General features: G+C 44.5%; 15 protein-coding genes. 5 read left to right on the top strand and 10 right to left on the bottom strand.

Annotated elements, in window-relative coordinates:
* Positions 1–155 precede the first annotated feature (155 nt).
* Together nspC and PQG66_RS05615 are read right to left on the bottom strand one after the other, a co-directional pair.
* A complete protein-coding gene (gene nspC / locus PQG66_RS05620) occupies positions 156–1283 on the bottom strand; it encodes a carboxynorspermidine decarboxylase (protein ID WP_272035983.1) in 1128 nt (375 codons plus the stop codon).
* Between the two features lies 1 nt (position 1284).
* Complete coding sequence (locus tag PQG66_RS05615) at positions 1285–2529, bottom strand: saccharopine dehydrogenase family protein (protein WP_272035981.1); 1245 nt, start codon at positions 2527–2529, stop codon at positions 1285–1287.
* Positions 2530–3567: 1038 nt separating this feature from the next.
* On the opposite strand from PQG66_RS05615, the gene PQG66_RS05610 reads away from it, so the two are divergent.
* On the top strand, positions 3568–4548 hold the full coding sequence (locus PQG66_RS05610) for an aldo/keto reductase (protein ID WP_272035979.1): 981 nt from the start codon (positions 3568–3570) through the stop codon (positions 4546–4548).
* Positions 4549–4700: 152 nt separating this feature from the next.
* Here the strand turns inward: PQG66_RS05610 and PQG66_RS05605 are convergent, their stop codons facing one another.
* A complete protein-coding gene (locus PQG66_RS05605; RefSeq protein WP_272035977.1) occupies positions 4701–5741 on the bottom strand; it encodes an NAD(P)-dependent alcohol dehydrogenase in 1041 nt (346 codons plus the stop codon).
* A 211-nt stretch (positions 5742–5952) separates the two neighbouring features.
* Between PQG66_RS05605 and PQG66_RS05600 the strand changes: the two genes are divergently transcribed.
* Together PQG66_RS05600 and PQG66_RS05595 are read left to right on the top strand one after the other, a co-directional pair.
* Entirely contained in the window at positions 5953–6375 is a 423-nt protein-coding gene (locus PQG66_RS05600; protein ID WP_272035975.1) for a MerR family transcriptional regulator, read from the top strand.
* A 22-nt stretch (positions 6376–6397) separates the two neighbouring features.
* Entirely contained in the window at positions 6398–7300 is a 903-nt protein-coding gene (locus PQG66_RS05595; protein ID WP_272035973.1) for an AraC family transcriptional regulator, read from the top strand.
* 166 nt (positions 7301–7466) lie between these two features.
* Here PQG66_RS05595 and PQG66_RS05590 read toward each other — a convergent pair whose 3' ends face one another.
* Positions 7467–8453: an iron-hydroxamate ABC transporter substrate-binding protein gene (locus PQG66_RS05590; protein ID WP_272035971.1), complete on the bottom strand. Its 987-nt coding sequence runs from the start codon at positions 8451–8453 to the stop codon at positions 7467–7469.
* A gap of 296 nt (positions 8454–8749) precedes the next feature.
* Between PQG66_RS05590 and PQG66_RS05585 the strand changes: the two genes are divergently transcribed.
* Positions 8750–9562 (top strand): undecaprenyl-diphosphate phosphatase, encoded by an 813-nt coding sequence (locus tag PQG66_RS05585; RefSeq protein WP_272035969.1) that lies wholly within the window; start codon positions 8750–8752, stop codon positions 9560–9562.
* A 91-nt stretch (positions 9563–9653) separates the two neighbouring features.
* Here the strand turns inward: PQG66_RS05585 and PQG66_RS05580 are convergent, their stop codons facing one another.
* Positions 9654–10322 (bottom strand): hypothetical protein, encoded by a 669-nt coding sequence (locus tag PQG66_RS05580; protein ID WP_272035967.1) that lies wholly within the window; start codon positions 10320–10322, stop codon positions 9654–9656.
* Positions 10323–10541: 219 nt separating this feature from the next.
* On the opposite strand from PQG66_RS05580, the gene metE reads away from it, so the two are divergent.
* A complete protein-coding gene (gene metE, locus PQG66_RS05575) occupies positions 10542–12839 on the top strand; it encodes a 5-methyltetrahydropteroyltriglutamate--homocysteine S-methyltransferase (protein ID WP_272035965.1) in 2298 nt (765 codons plus the stop codon).
* Between the two features lie 93 nt (positions 12840–12932).
* On the opposite strand, the gene PQG66_RS05570 is transcribed toward metE, so the two are convergent.
* The 5 genes from PQG66_RS05570 to PQG66_RS05550 are packed head-to-tail and all read right to left on the bottom strand — an operon-like array spanning position 12933 to position 16997.
* Positions 12933–13484, bottom strand: coding sequence for a redoxin domain-containing protein (locus PQG66_RS05570; protein WP_272035963.1), 552 nt, complete (start codon positions 13482–13484; stop codon positions 12933–12935).
* 36 nt (positions 13485–13520) lie between these two features.
* Complete coding sequence (gene ccmA, locus PQG66_RS05565; RefSeq protein ID WP_272035962.1) at positions 13521–14234, bottom strand: heme ABC exporter ATP-binding protein CcmA; 714 nt, start codon at positions 14232–14234, stop codon at positions 13521–13523.
* Positions 14227–15048, bottom strand: coding sequence for an ABC transporter permease (locus tag PQG66_RS05560; protein WP_272035961.1), 822 nt, complete (start codon positions 15046–15048; stop codon positions 14227–14229). The genes ccmA and PQG66_RS05560 overlap by 8 nt, the downstream gene beginning before the upstream one ends.
* A 24-nt stretch (positions 15049–15072) precedes the next feature.
* A complete protein-coding gene (locus PQG66_RS05555) occupies positions 15073–15669 on the bottom strand; it encodes a nitrous oxide reductase accessory protein NosL (RefSeq protein ID WP_272035960.1) in 597 nt (198 codons plus the stop codon).
* The gene (locus PQG66_RS05550) at positions 15666–16997 is read right to left on the bottom strand and encodes a right-handed parallel beta-helix repeat-containing protein (RefSeq protein WP_272035959.1); all 1332 of its coding nucleotides are present in this window, start codon (positions 16995–16997) and stop codon (positions 15666–15668) included. Before PQG66_RS05550 ends, PQG66_RS05555 begins: the two co-directional genes overlap by 4 nt.
* Positions 16998–17226: the final 229 nt, after the last annotated feature.

Genomic DNA, 17226 nt, shown 5'->3' with positions numbered 1-17226 from the left:
TCACTTCACCTAGAAGAGCCTCAAAATTCAAAAAAAGCTGTTCCTAGTCACATCGTTGTGACCTGGAACAGCTCTGATCTTGTATCTGACTGTATGCTTATATCGAATTCATATCTATTATAATAACTGTAATATCTTTTGTTAAGACTACAGTATTAAGCCAAACGCATTTTGAAATCCTGATATCCGAATTCCCGCACAATTTCACAATCGCCATCTTTGCGTTTTACCGCAATGGCTGGCAGTGGCATACCGTTGAACGTGTTTGTTTTGACCATGGAGTAAATCGCCATGTCTTCAAACACAAGACGGTCACCTTCTTTCAGAGGCTCATCGAAGGAGTAATCGCCAATCACGTCACCAGACAGACATGTTTGGCCGCCCAGTCGATAGAGATATGCTTTCTCGCCCGCTTCTCCAGATCCGATCAACGGCGGACGATATGGCATCTCCAGAACATCTGGCATATGGCAAGTTGCGGAAGTGTCCAGAATAGCGATATCTATGCCATTCTTATGGAAATCCAGTACGGAAGTTACCAAGTAACCTGCATTCAGGGCAACTGCTTCACCCGGCTCCAGATATACTTCCAGACCATACTCATTTTGCATCCGTTTAATACATGCTTCCAGTCTTGGGATATCATAATCTTCACGGGTAATATGATGTCCTCCGCCGAAGTTGATCCATTCCATCTGTGGCAACCACTGTCCGAACTTCTCAACCACTGCATTCAGTGTTGTTTCCAGATCGTCCGAGTTTTGCTGACACAGGGTATGAAAATGCAGTCCAGATACACCTTCGAGCAGTTCTGCACGGAAGTCTTCCTGCTTGGCGCCAAAGCGTGAGCCTGGAGAACACGGATCATAGATCTCGTGTCCTTCCTGTGTCGAGCACTCCGGATTGACACGCAAGCCAACTTTGCGACCAGCTTGCAGTGCTTTATCCTTGAATTTTGCCAGTTGGGAGAAAGAGTTGAAGATGATATGATCACAGATCGAAATAATCTCATCCATCTCTTCCTCACGATACGCTGGAGCAAAGACATGATTCTCTTTGCCCATCTCTTCGTGTCCCAGGCGAGCTTCGTACAATCCACTCGCGGTTGCACCGCTGAGATATTCACCAATGAGCGGATACATCGCGGTCATGGAGAATGCCTTTTGCGCGAGTATGATTTTCGCACCTGTACGTTGCATTACACCGTTCAGGATTTTCAGATTTTTTTCAATCAGACCTTCGTCAACAACGAAACAGGGTGTCGGTAATTGCTCAAATCGCATCTTAGCGAACAAGCTCCGATTCTTTGGACTTGGACTCTTCTGGCAGCTCATCCACCAGAACTGGGTTGAAGTCTTCTACCCAAGGAAGGCCCCATTTGTTCAGTTCTTCCATGAATGGATCCGGATCGAACTCTTCCACGTTGTATACGCCTGGTTTGTTCCATTTGCCTGTCATCACCATTGCTGCACCGATCATGGCAGGAACACCTGTCGTGTAGGAGATCGCTTGGGAACCTACTTCTCTGTAGCACTCTTGGTGATCACAGATGTTGTATACATAGTACGTTTTGTCTTGACCATCTTTTTTACCTTTGAAGATACAACCGATGTTCGTTTTACCTACCGTACGAGGTCCAAGAGATGCTGGATCAGGCAGAACTGCTTTCAGGAATTGCAAAGGAATGATTTGTTTACCTTCGAACTCAATTGGCTCAATCGAAGTCATGCCTACGTTTTCCAGAGCTTTCAGGTGAGTCAGATAGCTTTGACCAAAAGTCATAAAGAAACGGATACGTTTCAAGCCAGGGATATTTTTCGCCAGGGACTCCAGCTCTTCATGGTACAACAGGTACATATCTTTTTCGCCGACTTCTTTGAAGTTGTAGACACGTTTGATTTCCATCGGCTTGGTTTCGATCCATTCACCGTTCTCCCAGTATCTTCCGTTCGCGGAGACTTCACGAATGTTGATCTCAGGGTTGAAGTTTGTTGCAAACGGGTAACCGTGGTCGCCACCATTGCAGTCCAGAATATCGATATATTCAATTTCGTCAAAATAGTGCTTCAACGCGTATGCAGAAAATACGCCAGTTACACCCGGGTCAAATCCGCTACCCAGCAGTGCAGTAATACCTGCTTTTTCAAAACGCTCTTTGTAGTCCCATTGCCAGCTATATTCAAATTTCGCCGTATCTTCCGGCTCATAGTTTGCTGTATCCATATAGTGAGTTTTTGTAGCCAAGCATGCATCCATGATCGTAAGATCCTGATATGGCAGCGCCAGGTTCATAACGATATCTGGCTTGAACTCATTAATCAATGCGATCAGCTCTTCAACATTATCCGCGTCCACTTGTGCTGTGGAAATCTTCGTTTTGCCGCCATCCAATTTTGCTTTCAGATCGTCACATTTGGATTTTGTACGGCTTGCGATACAAATTTCTTCAAAAACCTCGCTGTTTTGAACGCATTTGTGTACTGCTACAGAAGCGACGCCGCCGGCGCCGATGATTAGTGCTTTTCCCATGTACTCATTCTCCTATCCCCATAATTAGGATTTTTTGTTTTGTTCTAAAATTCCGATATCAAAAGCGCTTTGAAATGTTTCATTATGCAACGCCCACCCACTCCGAAAAAATAAAAAAAGCAAGGTGAAAAATGTCGCATTTGCGCACACCATCACACTTGCTTGTCGATATACATCATAAAAAAGACGTGAAGACTCCATGACCAAAAAAGTCCACAATAACTCCTTCGGCGGAAAGCTTCTTCATGTATATCAATACTGGATCAGAGTCTATATAGCAAATAATTCGCCTTTACCACTCTTATTGACCGTTTCACAAGTTGATGTGCAGATGCACTGGTTGTAAAGTAACCAACTTATAAAATTTGAGCTTTGAACTCAATCAATAAGGCAACATGAGTTGCCAATCGGCATTTGACCCGGCTGTCCGTATGGCCTTAACTCCATGGTTGAAGTGGTCAAAATTATCTGCTGGAAAGCTCTAATTCATATTGATAAATCAACTTTCCAAAATCACAGGTATTACACTATCAGCTCTTTCTTGAAAAATCAAGGGATATTCTAAAATTAATTTTTAATTTTATTTAGAACTTATTCGAACTAAATTGAACAGACCATATACTATTTTACTTAAGGCTTGGTCATATGTTCTTCAACTAAAGTTGAATATTAACTCCACATTAGCAGATCTTAGAATGTACATCGTTTAATTGTGAAGAATCATCACTTTTTAAACATCAAAGGCCCTCATTGAATGCAATTCTCAATGTAATACAGTGTAATATAATGAATATTGATATCATTTATTTGAATAATCATTCGCCTCATACGTTTGCAGAATATTACACAATTTCACTTACGAAAGGACTATGGATTCTTCTAAAAAGTAACCTTCAATTTTTAGTTTTGATCGGATCAGGCAATCTTTTGATTGAATTAAACTACAGCTTCACTTCAAACCCATGACATAATAGAACACAGGACAACCATTTGATCTTACCTCTACGTACTTTTCAAAAGAAAGGAAATGTGATCACGATGGAATATGTAAAACTTGGAAACACAGGACTCGATGTATCTCGATTATGTTTAGGATGTATGGGCTTTGGAGACGCCAGCAAATGGATTCACCAGTGGGTTCTCAACGAAGAAGACTCTCGTTCCATTATTAAAAGTGCACTGGAGCTTGGCATTAACTTCTTTGACACAGCTAATGTCTACTCTCTCGGTACGAGTGAAGAATATCTGGGACGGGCATTAAAAGACTACGCTAACCGGGATGAAGTTGTAATCGCAACCAAAGTTCATGGCAAGATGCATGAAGGTCCGAATGGTTCAGGCTTATCTCGAAAAGCAATTATGAGTGAAATTGATAAGAGTCTTAAACGGCTTGAAACCGATTATGTTGACCTCTATATCATTCACAGATGGGATTACAACACGCCTATAGAAGAAACGATGGAAGCACTACACGATGTTGTGAAATCCGGTAAAGCAAGATATATTGGCGCCTCCGCCATGTTTGCTTGGCAGTTTCAGAAGGCGCTACATGTAGCCGAGAAGAACGGTTGGACCAAGTTTGTCTCCATGCAGAATCACTTGAATCTGATTTACCGTGAAGAGGAACGTGAGATGCTCCCTCTCTGCAAAGAAGAAAAAATCGGTGTCACTCCTTACAGCCCGCTCGCTTCAGGCAGATTAACAAGAGACTGGTCGATAACGACTCATCGGTCAGAAACGGATGAAATACAAAAGTCCAAATACGATGCTACAAGTGATGCTGATCGTATTATCGTGGAACGGGTAGCCGAAGTAGCGGAAAAGTACCAGGTACCTCGTACGCATGTTGCGCTTGCGTGGTTACTGCAAAAAGAGACCGTGACTGCTCCAATTATCGGTGCAACGAAGCAGACACATCTGGATACCGCTACCGCTGCACTGTCTCTGAAGCTGACCTCAGAAGATATCACTTACTTGGAGGAACCTTATATTCCTCACGCGGTTGTGGGCGCTCAGTAACCGTTATAGTTTTCTGAAATTCATAGCTCAATAAACCAAGAGAGCCCTTCTTTCCTTCTACGGAAAAAAGGGCTTTATATTCACGTGCTTTTTTTGAGAATGACATGACAACAATTGAACTAATGTTCGGATAATCCTTACGTTATGACTTCTTAAATCGTGCTTGTATCAATAACAAATCGATACTTCACATCTGAAGCGAGAACGCGCTTGTATGCTTCATCAATCTGATCTGCAGATATCACTTCAATACGAGGTGCAATATCATGTTTTGCACAGAAATCTAACATTTCCTGTGTTTCACGAATACCGCCAATCATAGAACCGGCAAAAGAACGGCGATGGCCGATTAATGAGAACACATTCACAGCAAGCGGTTCAGGTGGAGCCCCTACATTAACAAGTGTACCATCCAAGGTGAGCAGCGAGAAATACGCATTGATGTCAATGCTGGCACTAACCGTATTAATAATTAGATCAAAGGTTCCAGCTAATCTATCAAACGTTTCGGGTTCACTTGTGGCGTAATAATGATCTGCACCAAACTGCAAACCATCTTGTTTTTTACTTAGTGATTGGGATAGAACCGTAACTTCGGCTCCCATGGCATGTGCGATTTTGACCGCCATATGACCCAGACCACCCATACCAACAACAGCAACTTTTTTACCTGGACCGGCACCCCAGTGGCGCAGTGGTGAGTACGTGGTAATTCCGGCACAGAGCAACGGTGCAGCTGCATCAAGTTCTATATTGTCTGGAATACGGACAACAAAATCTTCGGTTACAACGATATGTGTAGAGTATCCACCTTGGGTGGGCTCACCATACTTGTCTACCCCAGCATAAGTGGGAATGTTACCTTTCAGACAGTACTGCTCTTCACCTTTACGGCAATTCTCACATTCACCGCAGGAATCCACCATACATCCAACACCCACACGGTCACCTACTTTGTACTTGGATACACCACTGCCTACGTCAGTAACGATCCCGGCAATTTCGTGACCTGGTACAAGAGGATAATTGACAGGTCCCCACTCACCATGAGCTGTATGAATATCCGAGTGACATATGCCAGCGAATTTGATCTCAATTAATACATCCGTGGTATCCAAATCACGGCGTTTAATCTCTGTGGAACGAAAAGCTTGATCCGGTCCGTCCACGGCTCTGGCTCTAGCTGTAATCAATGTGATAACCTCCTCATGAATTTGGAATCCACTTTATCTTAAGCCCTATAGTTAACTCTAGGTCAAATGTTTTGAGGTTATTTTTTTATAAAATAGTCATTTTGACATCATTCCACACCCCGTGATAGAATTCACTCGCATCAATGAACGATCTGTGCCATACCGGTTTTTTTATTTCAATCTGACCAGAACTGAAAGGAACAAACCCTATATGACTTATTCTATTAGTGAAGTGGCCAAGAAATTAGATCTGACGGTGTATACATTACGCTACTATGACAAAGAGGGTCTCATGCCTTTCGTCAAAAGAGATTCAACTGGAACCAGACAATTCAAAGACTCCGATATTGATTTCCTCAAAATCATTCAATGCTTGAAAGCGACAGGGATGCCCATCAAAGATATCAGAGAATTTATTGCTTGGTGCTCTGAAGGTGACTCAACCCTGAAGCAGAGATATAACATGTTTACCGAACGCAAAGCCCGTGTCGAGGCTCAGATGGAAGAACTCCGAAGAACAATGGAAGTTATCGAACATAAACGCAGTTACTACGAGAAGGCTCTCGAAGCCGGCACGGAGAACATTCATAAAATTACACTGGCTCCTGACCGAGAGCACGCAACAAGCTCGTAGAGCAAGAGAAAGGAGCTCGTCTATGACTAATCCGATTAGGCAGCAGCTAAATGAGCTTGCTAGACTTATTCAGCTGCTCACAGTGAATGAGGGTGTAAGTACAACCAGACTCCCCTCTTTATCTCTCATTCGTGAATCCAAGATTACAGAGCCAATCTTCAGGCTGAATGAAGCCTCTTTTTGTGTCATTGTACAGGGTGAAAAAGAAATGCTGCTGGGACCGGAACGTTTCCGATATGGACCAGGCAATTATATTGTAGCTACGGTAGACCTGCCTGTAAGTGGTCAAGTCACTCAGGCTTCGTCTGCCATTCCTTATCTCGCTGTAAAGCTCGAATTCACTTTTAGCGAGATCCTGGAGGTCGTTCAGCATATCCGTGTCTCTTCTCCATTGCATAAAGATACGAAACGAGCGATGTATGTCAGCGATATCTCTCCAGAACTGATGGATGCCGTAATCAGATTAGTCCGGCTGCTTGAAAGTAATGAAGAAGATCTACTCATGCTGTACCCGTTGATCAAAAAAGAAATTCTGTATAGAGTGCTCAAAGGGCCTCAAGGAAGTGCATTGGAACAAATTGCACGGGAAGGATCACACACATATCGCATACGTACTGTCATTGAATACATCCTTACCCATGTTCATCAACACATTCGGATGGAAGAACTGGCTGAACGGGCACATATGAGCCAGGCTTCATTCCACCGCCATTTCAAAGCTGTTACTGCGATGAGCCCGCTTCAGTTCATAAAACAGCTACGGTTACAAGAAGCAAGGCGTCTGTTAATGTCTCAGTCCATGGATGCATCAGAAGCTGCCTATCAGGTTGGTTATGAAAGTGCATCGCAATTCAGCCGCGAGTATTCCCGCTTGTTTGGAAGCCCGCCGATGGAAGATATTAAACGATTAAAGGGACTCGAGTAAAGGACTAACCAACAGCGCTTACCATAAGCGTTCTGAGCCAAGGTAACATCAGTCGTTGATTTCATTCTAGAAATCATTTGCTTGCATGCAAAGAGACTTCCACCCAAAAAAGGGTGGAAGTCTCTTTTTATTCGCCATATTCTTTTCATATGATTCTGTCTTAGAATCACTTGGAAGCTGACAGTAAGCTATCTGTAATGAATTGGAGCTGTCCTTCCAGAGATACCGGATCGTTATACGTATCCGAGGATGGATCAAGTTCAAATACATGATTAGCTTTTACAGCCGGCAGATTCTTCCACAGGCTATTTTCATAAACTTTTTTGGCATCACTCTTGTCTCCAGACCAAGGGCTGGTAAAAATAATATCCCCAGCGTAATCAGGCAACACTTCAATGGATATGGAAGCCCAGCCTGTACCACTGTCAATCGCTTCAGCTTGTGCTTTGGCAGGTGCCTTCAGTCCCAACTCGCCGTAGATGATCTCTCCCCCGCGGCCATAGTTATGTCCAAAAACATATAACCCTTTATCATACGGATTCAAAATCGATACCGTACGTTCACCGACAGCAGCTTCGATCTTTGGTTTTATTTCATTAATTTGGGATTCCCACTTCGTTACCCATGCTTTTGCCGCATCTTCTCTGTTCGTAAGTTTTCCCATCTCTAGCATTAAATCTTTGTAATTGCGTTTACCGTACTCAATCTGAACTACAGGAGCAATCTGTGCAAGCTTATCGGTACCTTCTGTACCTGTATACACCAAGATCAGATCAGGCTTCAAGGCAAGAAGTTGCTCTGGAGTAGGTGGCTGTTCACCCAGATCCGTTGTGCCCTGTGCAGTAAGCTGATCCTTGATATACTTGTTGTTCATTGCACCTGAAGTTGCCCCAACCACTGGAACATCCAATGCGACAAAGTACCCTGTGGAGAATGCCGTCAGATCCACAACCCGTTTTGGATTTTTCGGCACTTGTACTTCTCCTGCATCAGACTGGTATGTTACCGTCTCATCCTCTGCACCTGATGATACGTTGGTCTTGTCATCAGCAGCTTGACCTGTATTCGACGTTGATGAACCACATGCACTTAAGATAAGCACCAGCACAAGCATCATCATCATGATCCACATTGAATTTCTTTTTGTACGCAAAATAACCCCACCTTTGATGTATTGAGTTTGATTCAATAGATGATATTGATAATCGTTATCAACGATACCATGACTCTCGCCTTTTGACAATACAAGTTTAATATATTAGTTCTTCACGTCCTCTTTACTTCCATTAATAGCGCTGTAGACTACATTTTTCCTGACATTTTCATTCCAGACTTGCCAGCTAGGAGGTTAAAAGACTATCATCATTAGAGTGTAGAGAGAATGCTAACTACATTTCCAATCAGATAATGTACGTAGAAAACGCAAAGAAATGGTTTGAGGAGGACAAGATGGATCAGATTATACTGTGGTTGAAGTACTTTTTGTTAGGCATTGTTCAAGGCGCAACGGAGCCAATTCCGGTATCCTCTAGCGGCCATTTGATCATTGCCCAGCGACTAATGGGATTAAAACAAAACGGACTTTCGTTTGAAATTCTGACAAATACCGCCTCGTTAATCGCAATTGTTTTTATTTTTCGGGAAGACATCATGAAGCTGATTACCGGTGGTTGGGGTTACCTTCGAACCCGCAAACCGGAATATCGCGCTGACTTTATGTTTTGCTTATATATTGTGATTGGTACGATTCCAGCTGCTCTAGCTGCTGTACTGTTTAAAGATCCGATTGAAGAGATCTTCTCATCCGTGTACACTGTTGCTGTTGCATTGTTAGTTACGGGTGTAGCGCTCTGGCTAATCCGGAACCTGCGCGGTCGCAAACAGGATGGGGATCTGAAGACGAAGGATGCTGTGCTGGTCGGACTCGCTCAGGCAGTTGCTCTGATTCCAGGCATCAGCCGTTCTGGTGCTACCGTCATTGCGTCCATTGCGGTCGGCATGAAACAAGAAACCGCGTTAAAGTTCTCTTTTATGCTCTATATTCCGATCAGTGTCGGTGGATTAATCCTGGGAGCTTCGGATATTGCACATGATCCAAACCGTGCTCAGTTGGCCATCCCTTACCTGATCGCGTTTATCACCACGCTGGTCGTTACCTATTTCTCTATGAGATGGTTTATGGGCATTATGGCCCGAGGCAATCTGAAGTACTTTTCATATTATTGCTTCGTTGTAGGAACTTTATTACTCATCTTTTTATAGCATACTCTCTATCTACAAAAAGGGACAACCACACAGGGTTGTCCCTTTATTCATGCATTCGTCTTAACCGCACTTATCAGACTATACTGCTTTATAATTTCGCATATTGCAAAATGGATGTTGCTGCCGTTACTCTCACCTGTTCATCTTTACTCCGCAATGCTTCTTTAAGTACTGCCAGTGCTTCCTCTATTGTTGCCTGATCGACTTGCCCTGATTGAATATCGAATAGTGCTGTGAGTGCTGCATGTTCTGACGGTTCGGCTTGTCCTGGGCCAGCTACATCGTTTTTCCAGCGAAGAACCTGATCCAGCCGAGCCTTCGTTACTGGTAACTGGAATGGAGCAACAACTTTAGGTGCATTCAGCAAACTCTGCATATGCTCATTGATCTCCTCAAGCGGTACTTGCCCGAGCCACGTTACACCTCTACGGTGGCAGATCAAGTCGTCACTTGTGCCAACGGAATCATCATAATAATAATCTCCGATGTCGCCCACATACATCCAGTCTTCATCCTTTATGACCACATAATCTCCATCATTTATTCCGTCTGCAAATAACGAAGCCGCCTCCAAAATTTCGCTTAATTTATCATCTACAAGTCCGTAGCGATGCTTCAATAGTTCAGCAACTTCCTCAAGTGACACCTGCTCCAGATCACCGAGTGCTGACCAAGGAATCCCCACATAATTATCCTCTAGAAAGCTCTTAACTTTACTAACCCCATCAACAGTTGATTGAATATAGAACAGCTTCACAGATGCCGCCTTCCCTTCATCCATACTTAAACATAGTAAACCATTGATCGGGTCGCCATGTCTATCTTCGACGTGATTCTCTCTGATCGGTTCTCTCCTGTTTAACTCAGCCTATAGTTATAGCCACAAGCTATAGCTAGATATAAGTTAATGGAATTACTTAATAACCGTGCTGGTATGATACCTTGTTGTTAACACATTGCAGAGGGGTAATGACGAATGACACAAAGTAGCGTATTAGGATATCCGCGGATCGGAGTAGATCGGGAATGGAAAAAGGCACTGGAGGCATTCTGGTCCGGAAAATTAGAAGAAAATGAGTTTCACACCAGATTACAAGAGATTCGTTTGGAACATTTGCGCAAGCAACAAGCGAAGGGCATTGATCTGATTCCAGTGAACGACTTCAGCTATTATGATCATATTCTGGATACAGCCGTGATGTTTGGTATTGTGCCAAAACGCTTCGCTTATACTGGAGGAGCTGTGCCCCTCTCCACCTATTACGGCATCGCACGGGGTACGAAAGATGCCGCAGCTAGTGAAATGACCAAATGGTTCAATACCAACTATCACTATATTGTACCTGAGCTGAACGATGCTTCTCCGGTATTAACAGAGAATAAACCACTGATCGCATACCTCGAAGCCAAAGAAAAACTGGGCATCGAAGGCAAGCCAGTCATCGTGGGTCCACTGACTTTCCTGAAGTTATCCAAAGGTTATGATGCATCTGAGTCGGACGCTTGGTTAGATCGGTTGCTGCCTCTCTATATTCAGGTACTGCAAGAACTTGCAGACGCTGGCGTACAGTGGGTACAGATCGATGAACCGGTGCTCGTGACCAAATTGAATGACGCGGATGTGCAGCGTTTGAACAACATTTATACCGCTTTTACCTCAGCAGTTCCGAATCTAAATATTTTGCTTCAGACGTACTTTGAATCCATTGAAAATTATAACGAAATCATCTCATTGCCCGTTCAAGGCATCGGTCTTGACTTCGTACATGGACTGGAGGGCAACCTACAATCCGTTCAAACGAACGGTTTTCCAGCGGACAAAGTACTCGGGGCCGGTATTATAGATGGTCGGGGCATCTGGAGAGCTTCCCTTCAGGACAAGCTGACACTACTCCATACCCTTACTTCACTCGTTACACCTGAAAGGCTAATCGTGCAAACGTCCTGCAGCTTACTGCATGTGCCTGTGACAACCGAGCGAGAAACGAAACTTGCTACTGAACTTAAGGACGCACTCGCATTTGCAGATGAAAAGCTGGACGAGATCGTGATTTTGACCAAAGCACTCCAGCATACGGATGCAGACATCACTGCTAAAATTAACGACGCTGAGCTGAAACTGCAAACTTTGCAGCGTTCTAGTGATCGTAACCGCTCAGCGGTACAGGAAGCTGTTGCTTCCATCCGAGTACAAGAACCGAATCGTTCACATCCGTTTGCTGAACGGCATGTTGCCCAGCAGAAGAAGTGGCAGCTGCCATTGTTCCCGACGACTACGATCGGTAGTTTCCCGCAATCCTCGGAGGTTCGAAAAGCCCGTCAACAATGGCGCAAAAATGAGCTGAGCAACGATCAGTATGCTTCCTTTATCCGAGATCAGATTGATAACTGGATTCATATTCAAGAGGAGATCGGCATTGACGTACTTGTACATGGTGAGTTCGAACGCACCGACATGGTTGAATTTTTTGGGGAGAAGCTTGCGGGCTTTGCTTTTACACAATACGGGTGGGTACAATCCTACGGTTCGCGTTGCGTAAAACCACCTGTTATATATGGCGATGTTGCATTCATAGGTGAGATGACTGTGGAGGAAACGAAGTATGCGCAATCGAAGACGGATCGTCCTGTGAAAGGCATGCTGACAGGCCCTATTACCATCATGAACTGGTCTTTTGTGCGTGAAGATATTGAACGAGAAACTATCGCTTATCAATTAGCATATGCGTTAAGACAAGAGGTTGAGGCTCTCGAAAAGGCGGGCATTGGTATGATCCAAGTAGACGAACCTGCCGTCCGTGAAGGCTTACCACTCAAGGAACATAAACAGGCGGACTATCTAGATTGGGCTGTCAAGGCGTTCCGTATCACAACATGCACTGTACAAGAAACAACTCAAATCCATACCCATATGTGCTATTGCGAATTCCACGATATGATTGATTCCATTAAAGAGATGGATGCCGATGTAATCTCGATCGAGACATCACGCAGCCATGGAGAGCTGATTCACAGTTTTGAAGAAAATACGTACGAATTAGGGATTGGACTTGGCGTGTACGATATTCATAGCCCGCGTGTGCCAAGTGTCGAAGAAATGAGCAACATGATTGATCGCGCTTTGCGTGTACTCGATCCGAAGCTGTTCTGGATCAATCCAGACTGTGGTTTGAAAACGCGCGGACAGGAAGAAACGGTGGCTTCCTTGAAAAACATGGTGGATGCTACTCGTATTGCACGAGCCAAACATGCTTCCGCTTCCGTCCTGAACTAAATACGATAAACGACAATACCCAAAAAGCCGAAGTCTTGCATGTTCCAAGACTTCGGCTTTATTCATTAAGTTCTATATTTCAAGATCAAATGTTTACATACTCTCCTCCAGCCACTGCTGCAAAGGCATATCCTCCGTCAGTTCGCCGAGTATAATATGACTGAACTTCCCCGATTGATCAATCATCATGGTTGCAGGTAGACCTGAAATGCGATACAAGTTGGATATTTTTCCTGTCACATCAACCATCACCGGAAAATCAAACTGATGACTTTTCATAAACTCGTTAATGGTTCCCTTGCTCTCCCCTACATTAACGAATAACATCTCCACGTTGTTCTTGTTTTGCTGTGCCAGCTCTTGAATGAACGGCATTTCACGCACACAAGGCTCGCACCAAGATGCCCAGAAGTTTATCATCACAGCTTTACCTCGGTATTGCAAAAGCTGGACTTGCTCCCCTTTGGAATTCACTGCTGTAAAATCAGGAGCCTCCGCTCCCACCCGAATGGGGTGATTACGTTTCATCTCGGTATTCCGCCCATTCGACACAACGGCCCATATTCCAGCGGCTAACGCTGCAAAGACAATCAACATGGTAATGATCCGCCTTGCATTTATACCTTTTCCCTGCTTGCTCTTCATGTTATCCCTCTGTGATTGATTCTGCATACATCACCTTCACTTTAATCCCAGACTCTGATGAAAAGCGGCGTGAAGCGAGCCATACTGATCTCGAATATCTTCTGCTGTGCCTTCTCCAACAACACGACCTTGATTCATAAACATTACCTGATCAGCAATGTCATCCGCCACTTCAAGCTGATGCGTAGAGAATACAACCATATGCCCTTCCTGTTTGATCTCTTGCACCAAGTGCACGAACTCTTGCATCCAGAAGGGGTCAAGTCCATTGGTTGGCTCATCCATGATCAGCAGCGCAGGCTTCGCCAGCATCGCTTGAGCGAACAATACACGCTGCCTCATCCCTTTGGAAAAGGTGGTAACCCGTTTGTTTTTTTGGTCCCTGAGCCCAACCATCCCTAACACTTCTTCCACTCTCGTACGGGGAAGTTTACGGAGACTTGCCCAGAATAATAAAGCTTCCTCCGCGGTTAGCCCTTGGCTGAACTGATAGTCATCTGGCATATAACCGATCTGGTGGGCATACCGTTTGCGATCCTGTACCCAGCGGACGTTATTCACCGCAATCTCACCTGATGTTGGGCGCAGTATCCCTGCAAGCATTCGCAGCAAGGTACTTTTGCCTGCTCCATTACCGCCGCATACGGCAAGCACTTGACCTGAACCGAGATGAAAGGAGACATCGTCGACGATGGTTTGAGTTTTGATGCGTTTGACAAGTCCTTTTACGATAACTTCTGCTTCAAGCACGAGAGCGCCCCCTTTCCCATATGGTGTACACAACCAGGATGGAGCAGCTCACCCATAACAGACATATTCCGATAAAGATTAGACTCCCGCTTGGCTGTTGCACCCATGTCACCCATTGATAATACTCGGGCCCCAGTATAGAACCGCCACCGAGCTTAATTACAATGTATAAACGGACTAGTTCAGCCGGATTCAGAAAAGTGAGCAACACTAGTAATGGTTTAATCCAGAGGTACGGCATTAGCCCTAACACTGCAAGCAATAATGCTGGCCAGCCAATAACGGCGAAGAACCAGATCGAGACGGAAATCGTTAAAGCCTGCCAGCGATTGCGAGACAATGAGCCGATCAATAGAGCAATGCTTAGAAACAACAAAATAAGTCCACAGGAAAATGCCAGAAACAATAGATACGTCAACAGATCGATCGGATTGCCAAGCAAACCGCTGACTAGTCCCATCAAACCGTACCCAAAACTTACAATGATTAATAATACGGCGGCTAACCCAACATATTTTCCGGTAATAAAAGACAGGGTGCCGATGGGATAGGTGGACAATAACTGCCAACTACCGTCCTCTTTCTCTGACGTCAACGAAAAAGAGCCCAGAAACAGCGTCATCAGTGGCAAAAGATACAGAATAAGGTTTAACATGGAACCTGTTGCACCGGAGTATCCTTGTACCGGATTCTGTGCATTAAGAAGTAATAAACTTAAGCTAAATGTGCAAAAAAGGATCAAGAACGAATATGACCAGGGGTTGCGAAACCCCGTTTTCAACTCTCGCTTGGCGATCTGGATCATATCAGACATCGGATTCACCCTTGCTTATCAGCATCAGTGACTGCCTGTCCCTTCGTTCGATTCTGTCTCTTGGTGTACATTTGTACTCTTATCTTCATCCGAATGATGCTCGTGCTCCTGATCCGTTCCGTCCTCGTCGTGACTATGTCCATGTCCGTCCATATTCATGTTATCCGTGTTTTGAGTCCAATCATGAGAAGCGAGTTCATCCGCACTCATAATCTTGCCTACGCCCTGCTCTGCTACAAATGCCTCGGCAGAAGCTTTATCCTTGAAGTTAATAATGCCATAGGCCATGGGTGTTCTGAGCGAAGGATCGTATACATAGGTCGCTTTGTTAAATTCGATCCATTCTTTGTCGTTATAATCCCGCACATAATCCATCCCGATGTTATCTGTGCCGTTTTCCTTTTTCCACTCATTCATACAACCAAGGTCATCGAACTTCAGATTCTTCCCATCTTTTGTTGTAAGCTGCGTCGCAAATGCATCATCCTTCACTTGCATATTACAGATCGCACAGATATCTACGTCCTCATTGATCGGCACGGCTGCATATTTCTGTCCGCATGCCGTTAATATCACGGTACCTAGAAGCAGCACCATCGCCAAAATCCATCGTTTGTTCATTTTCTCCATACCCCCATATAGATCATCGTACTTGTAGACAAACCGAGCAACAGTAACCCGATTATCCAAACCCATCTTGAAGAGGTTTCTCCTTCATTGCCGGGTGTTCCAGAACCTACTACACTCGTTTTCTGGATACTCATCTGCGGTGATTCGTCCGTTGTCCATTGGCTCTTTCCTTCCGAATGAAGCTCACTCAGAAAAACCATTCCTGGTGATTGAAAAAAGAGCTGATACGCAGCATTCCGACTTATTAATTGTTCATAGAACGGATTGATTGCATACGATAGCTCGCTGATGCCGTCTTGATTCAGATCCAGTCCCTGAAAGGAATCCCAATAGTTTTGCTTCATAACGTTATTTTGACTGTCCATGGCAGATGCATCAATGACGTTCGAAATAAATCGGTTTTGCGTAAATGCATTGTCTTCCGCCAACACCATCTGAATGCCTACAAAATTACGGATCAAACCGTTATCATAGATCTCATTGTTGGAGGACTCAGCGATATTCATACCCACTCGATTGCCCTCTACGGTATTGCTGTGGATCTTAGACTGATGCACGTCATAGAGTAAAATACCTTGGGAATGAACATTCGTGCTTTGCTTGCGAAAAGCATTGCCCGATACCACCGTATTTTTCACACCCATGATCATGGCACCTGTCATATTTCCTTCTCCTATATTATTCGTAACCGATGATCCATTAATATACATGCAATGAATGCCGTACCTCGTTTGGATAAAACGGTTGTCATGTACGGCTGCGTTCCGACTATTCTCCAGATAAATTCCGTCAAGCACTCCTTGAATCTTGTTACCTTCAATTCGGCTGTGATCAGAATTGTAGAGATCGATTCCATTGCCTTTTTGACTGCTCGAAGCCGTGCTTGGCCCGGCCCATTCAATCGTATTATTTCGGACCACGGCAGAAGCTGCATCACGCAGAAGCAAGCCAGCCCCTTTGGTGCGAATCATAAGCTCCGTAATCTCATGATTGCTGCCTGTAATCTCTACGGCTGCGGCAGGCTGACGACCATGATGCTCGATCGTGAACCCTTTCAATTTCACATCTTTGGCTTGGATCGATATTGCAGCTTGATCCTGTTCATTGTTCATCGTGACCCCTGCATCCCCAATCAGTGTGAGGGGTTTCGAGATCACAACGGGACCCGTGTATAGACCCGGTTCAAGCTCGATTACGTCTCCGGCCTCCGCTTGATCTATAATCGACTGAAGCGGAATCGATTCCGTGTCTCCAGTTAATCCCGTTGCAGCCACAACTGTAAATGAGGCAAACATACTAAGGACTACGATGATACCCATAAGAACCATCCTGCCCGAGCGTAATCGTTTAACTTTACGGTTCTTGAAATTCCGTTGGCCCCTCACTTTCAGGATAGGTAAGCCTCCGATTCTACTGCATTGTTCATCCATTGCATTACCACTTCCCTCCATTCCTTTTCCAAGGTGTTACAGCTAAGACTTAAGCCCGTCCTTCCCACAATACAGTTTATCGAAAATGATAAATTCCACATATAGCCCCATCAGGCTA

The organism is Paenibacillus sp. JJ-100 (assembly GCF_948329825.1).
Classification (GTDB): Bacteria; Bacillota; Bacilli; order Paenibacillales; family Paenibacillaceae; genus Paenibacillus.
This window is presented reverse-complemented; position numbering and strand designations above follow the sequence as displayed.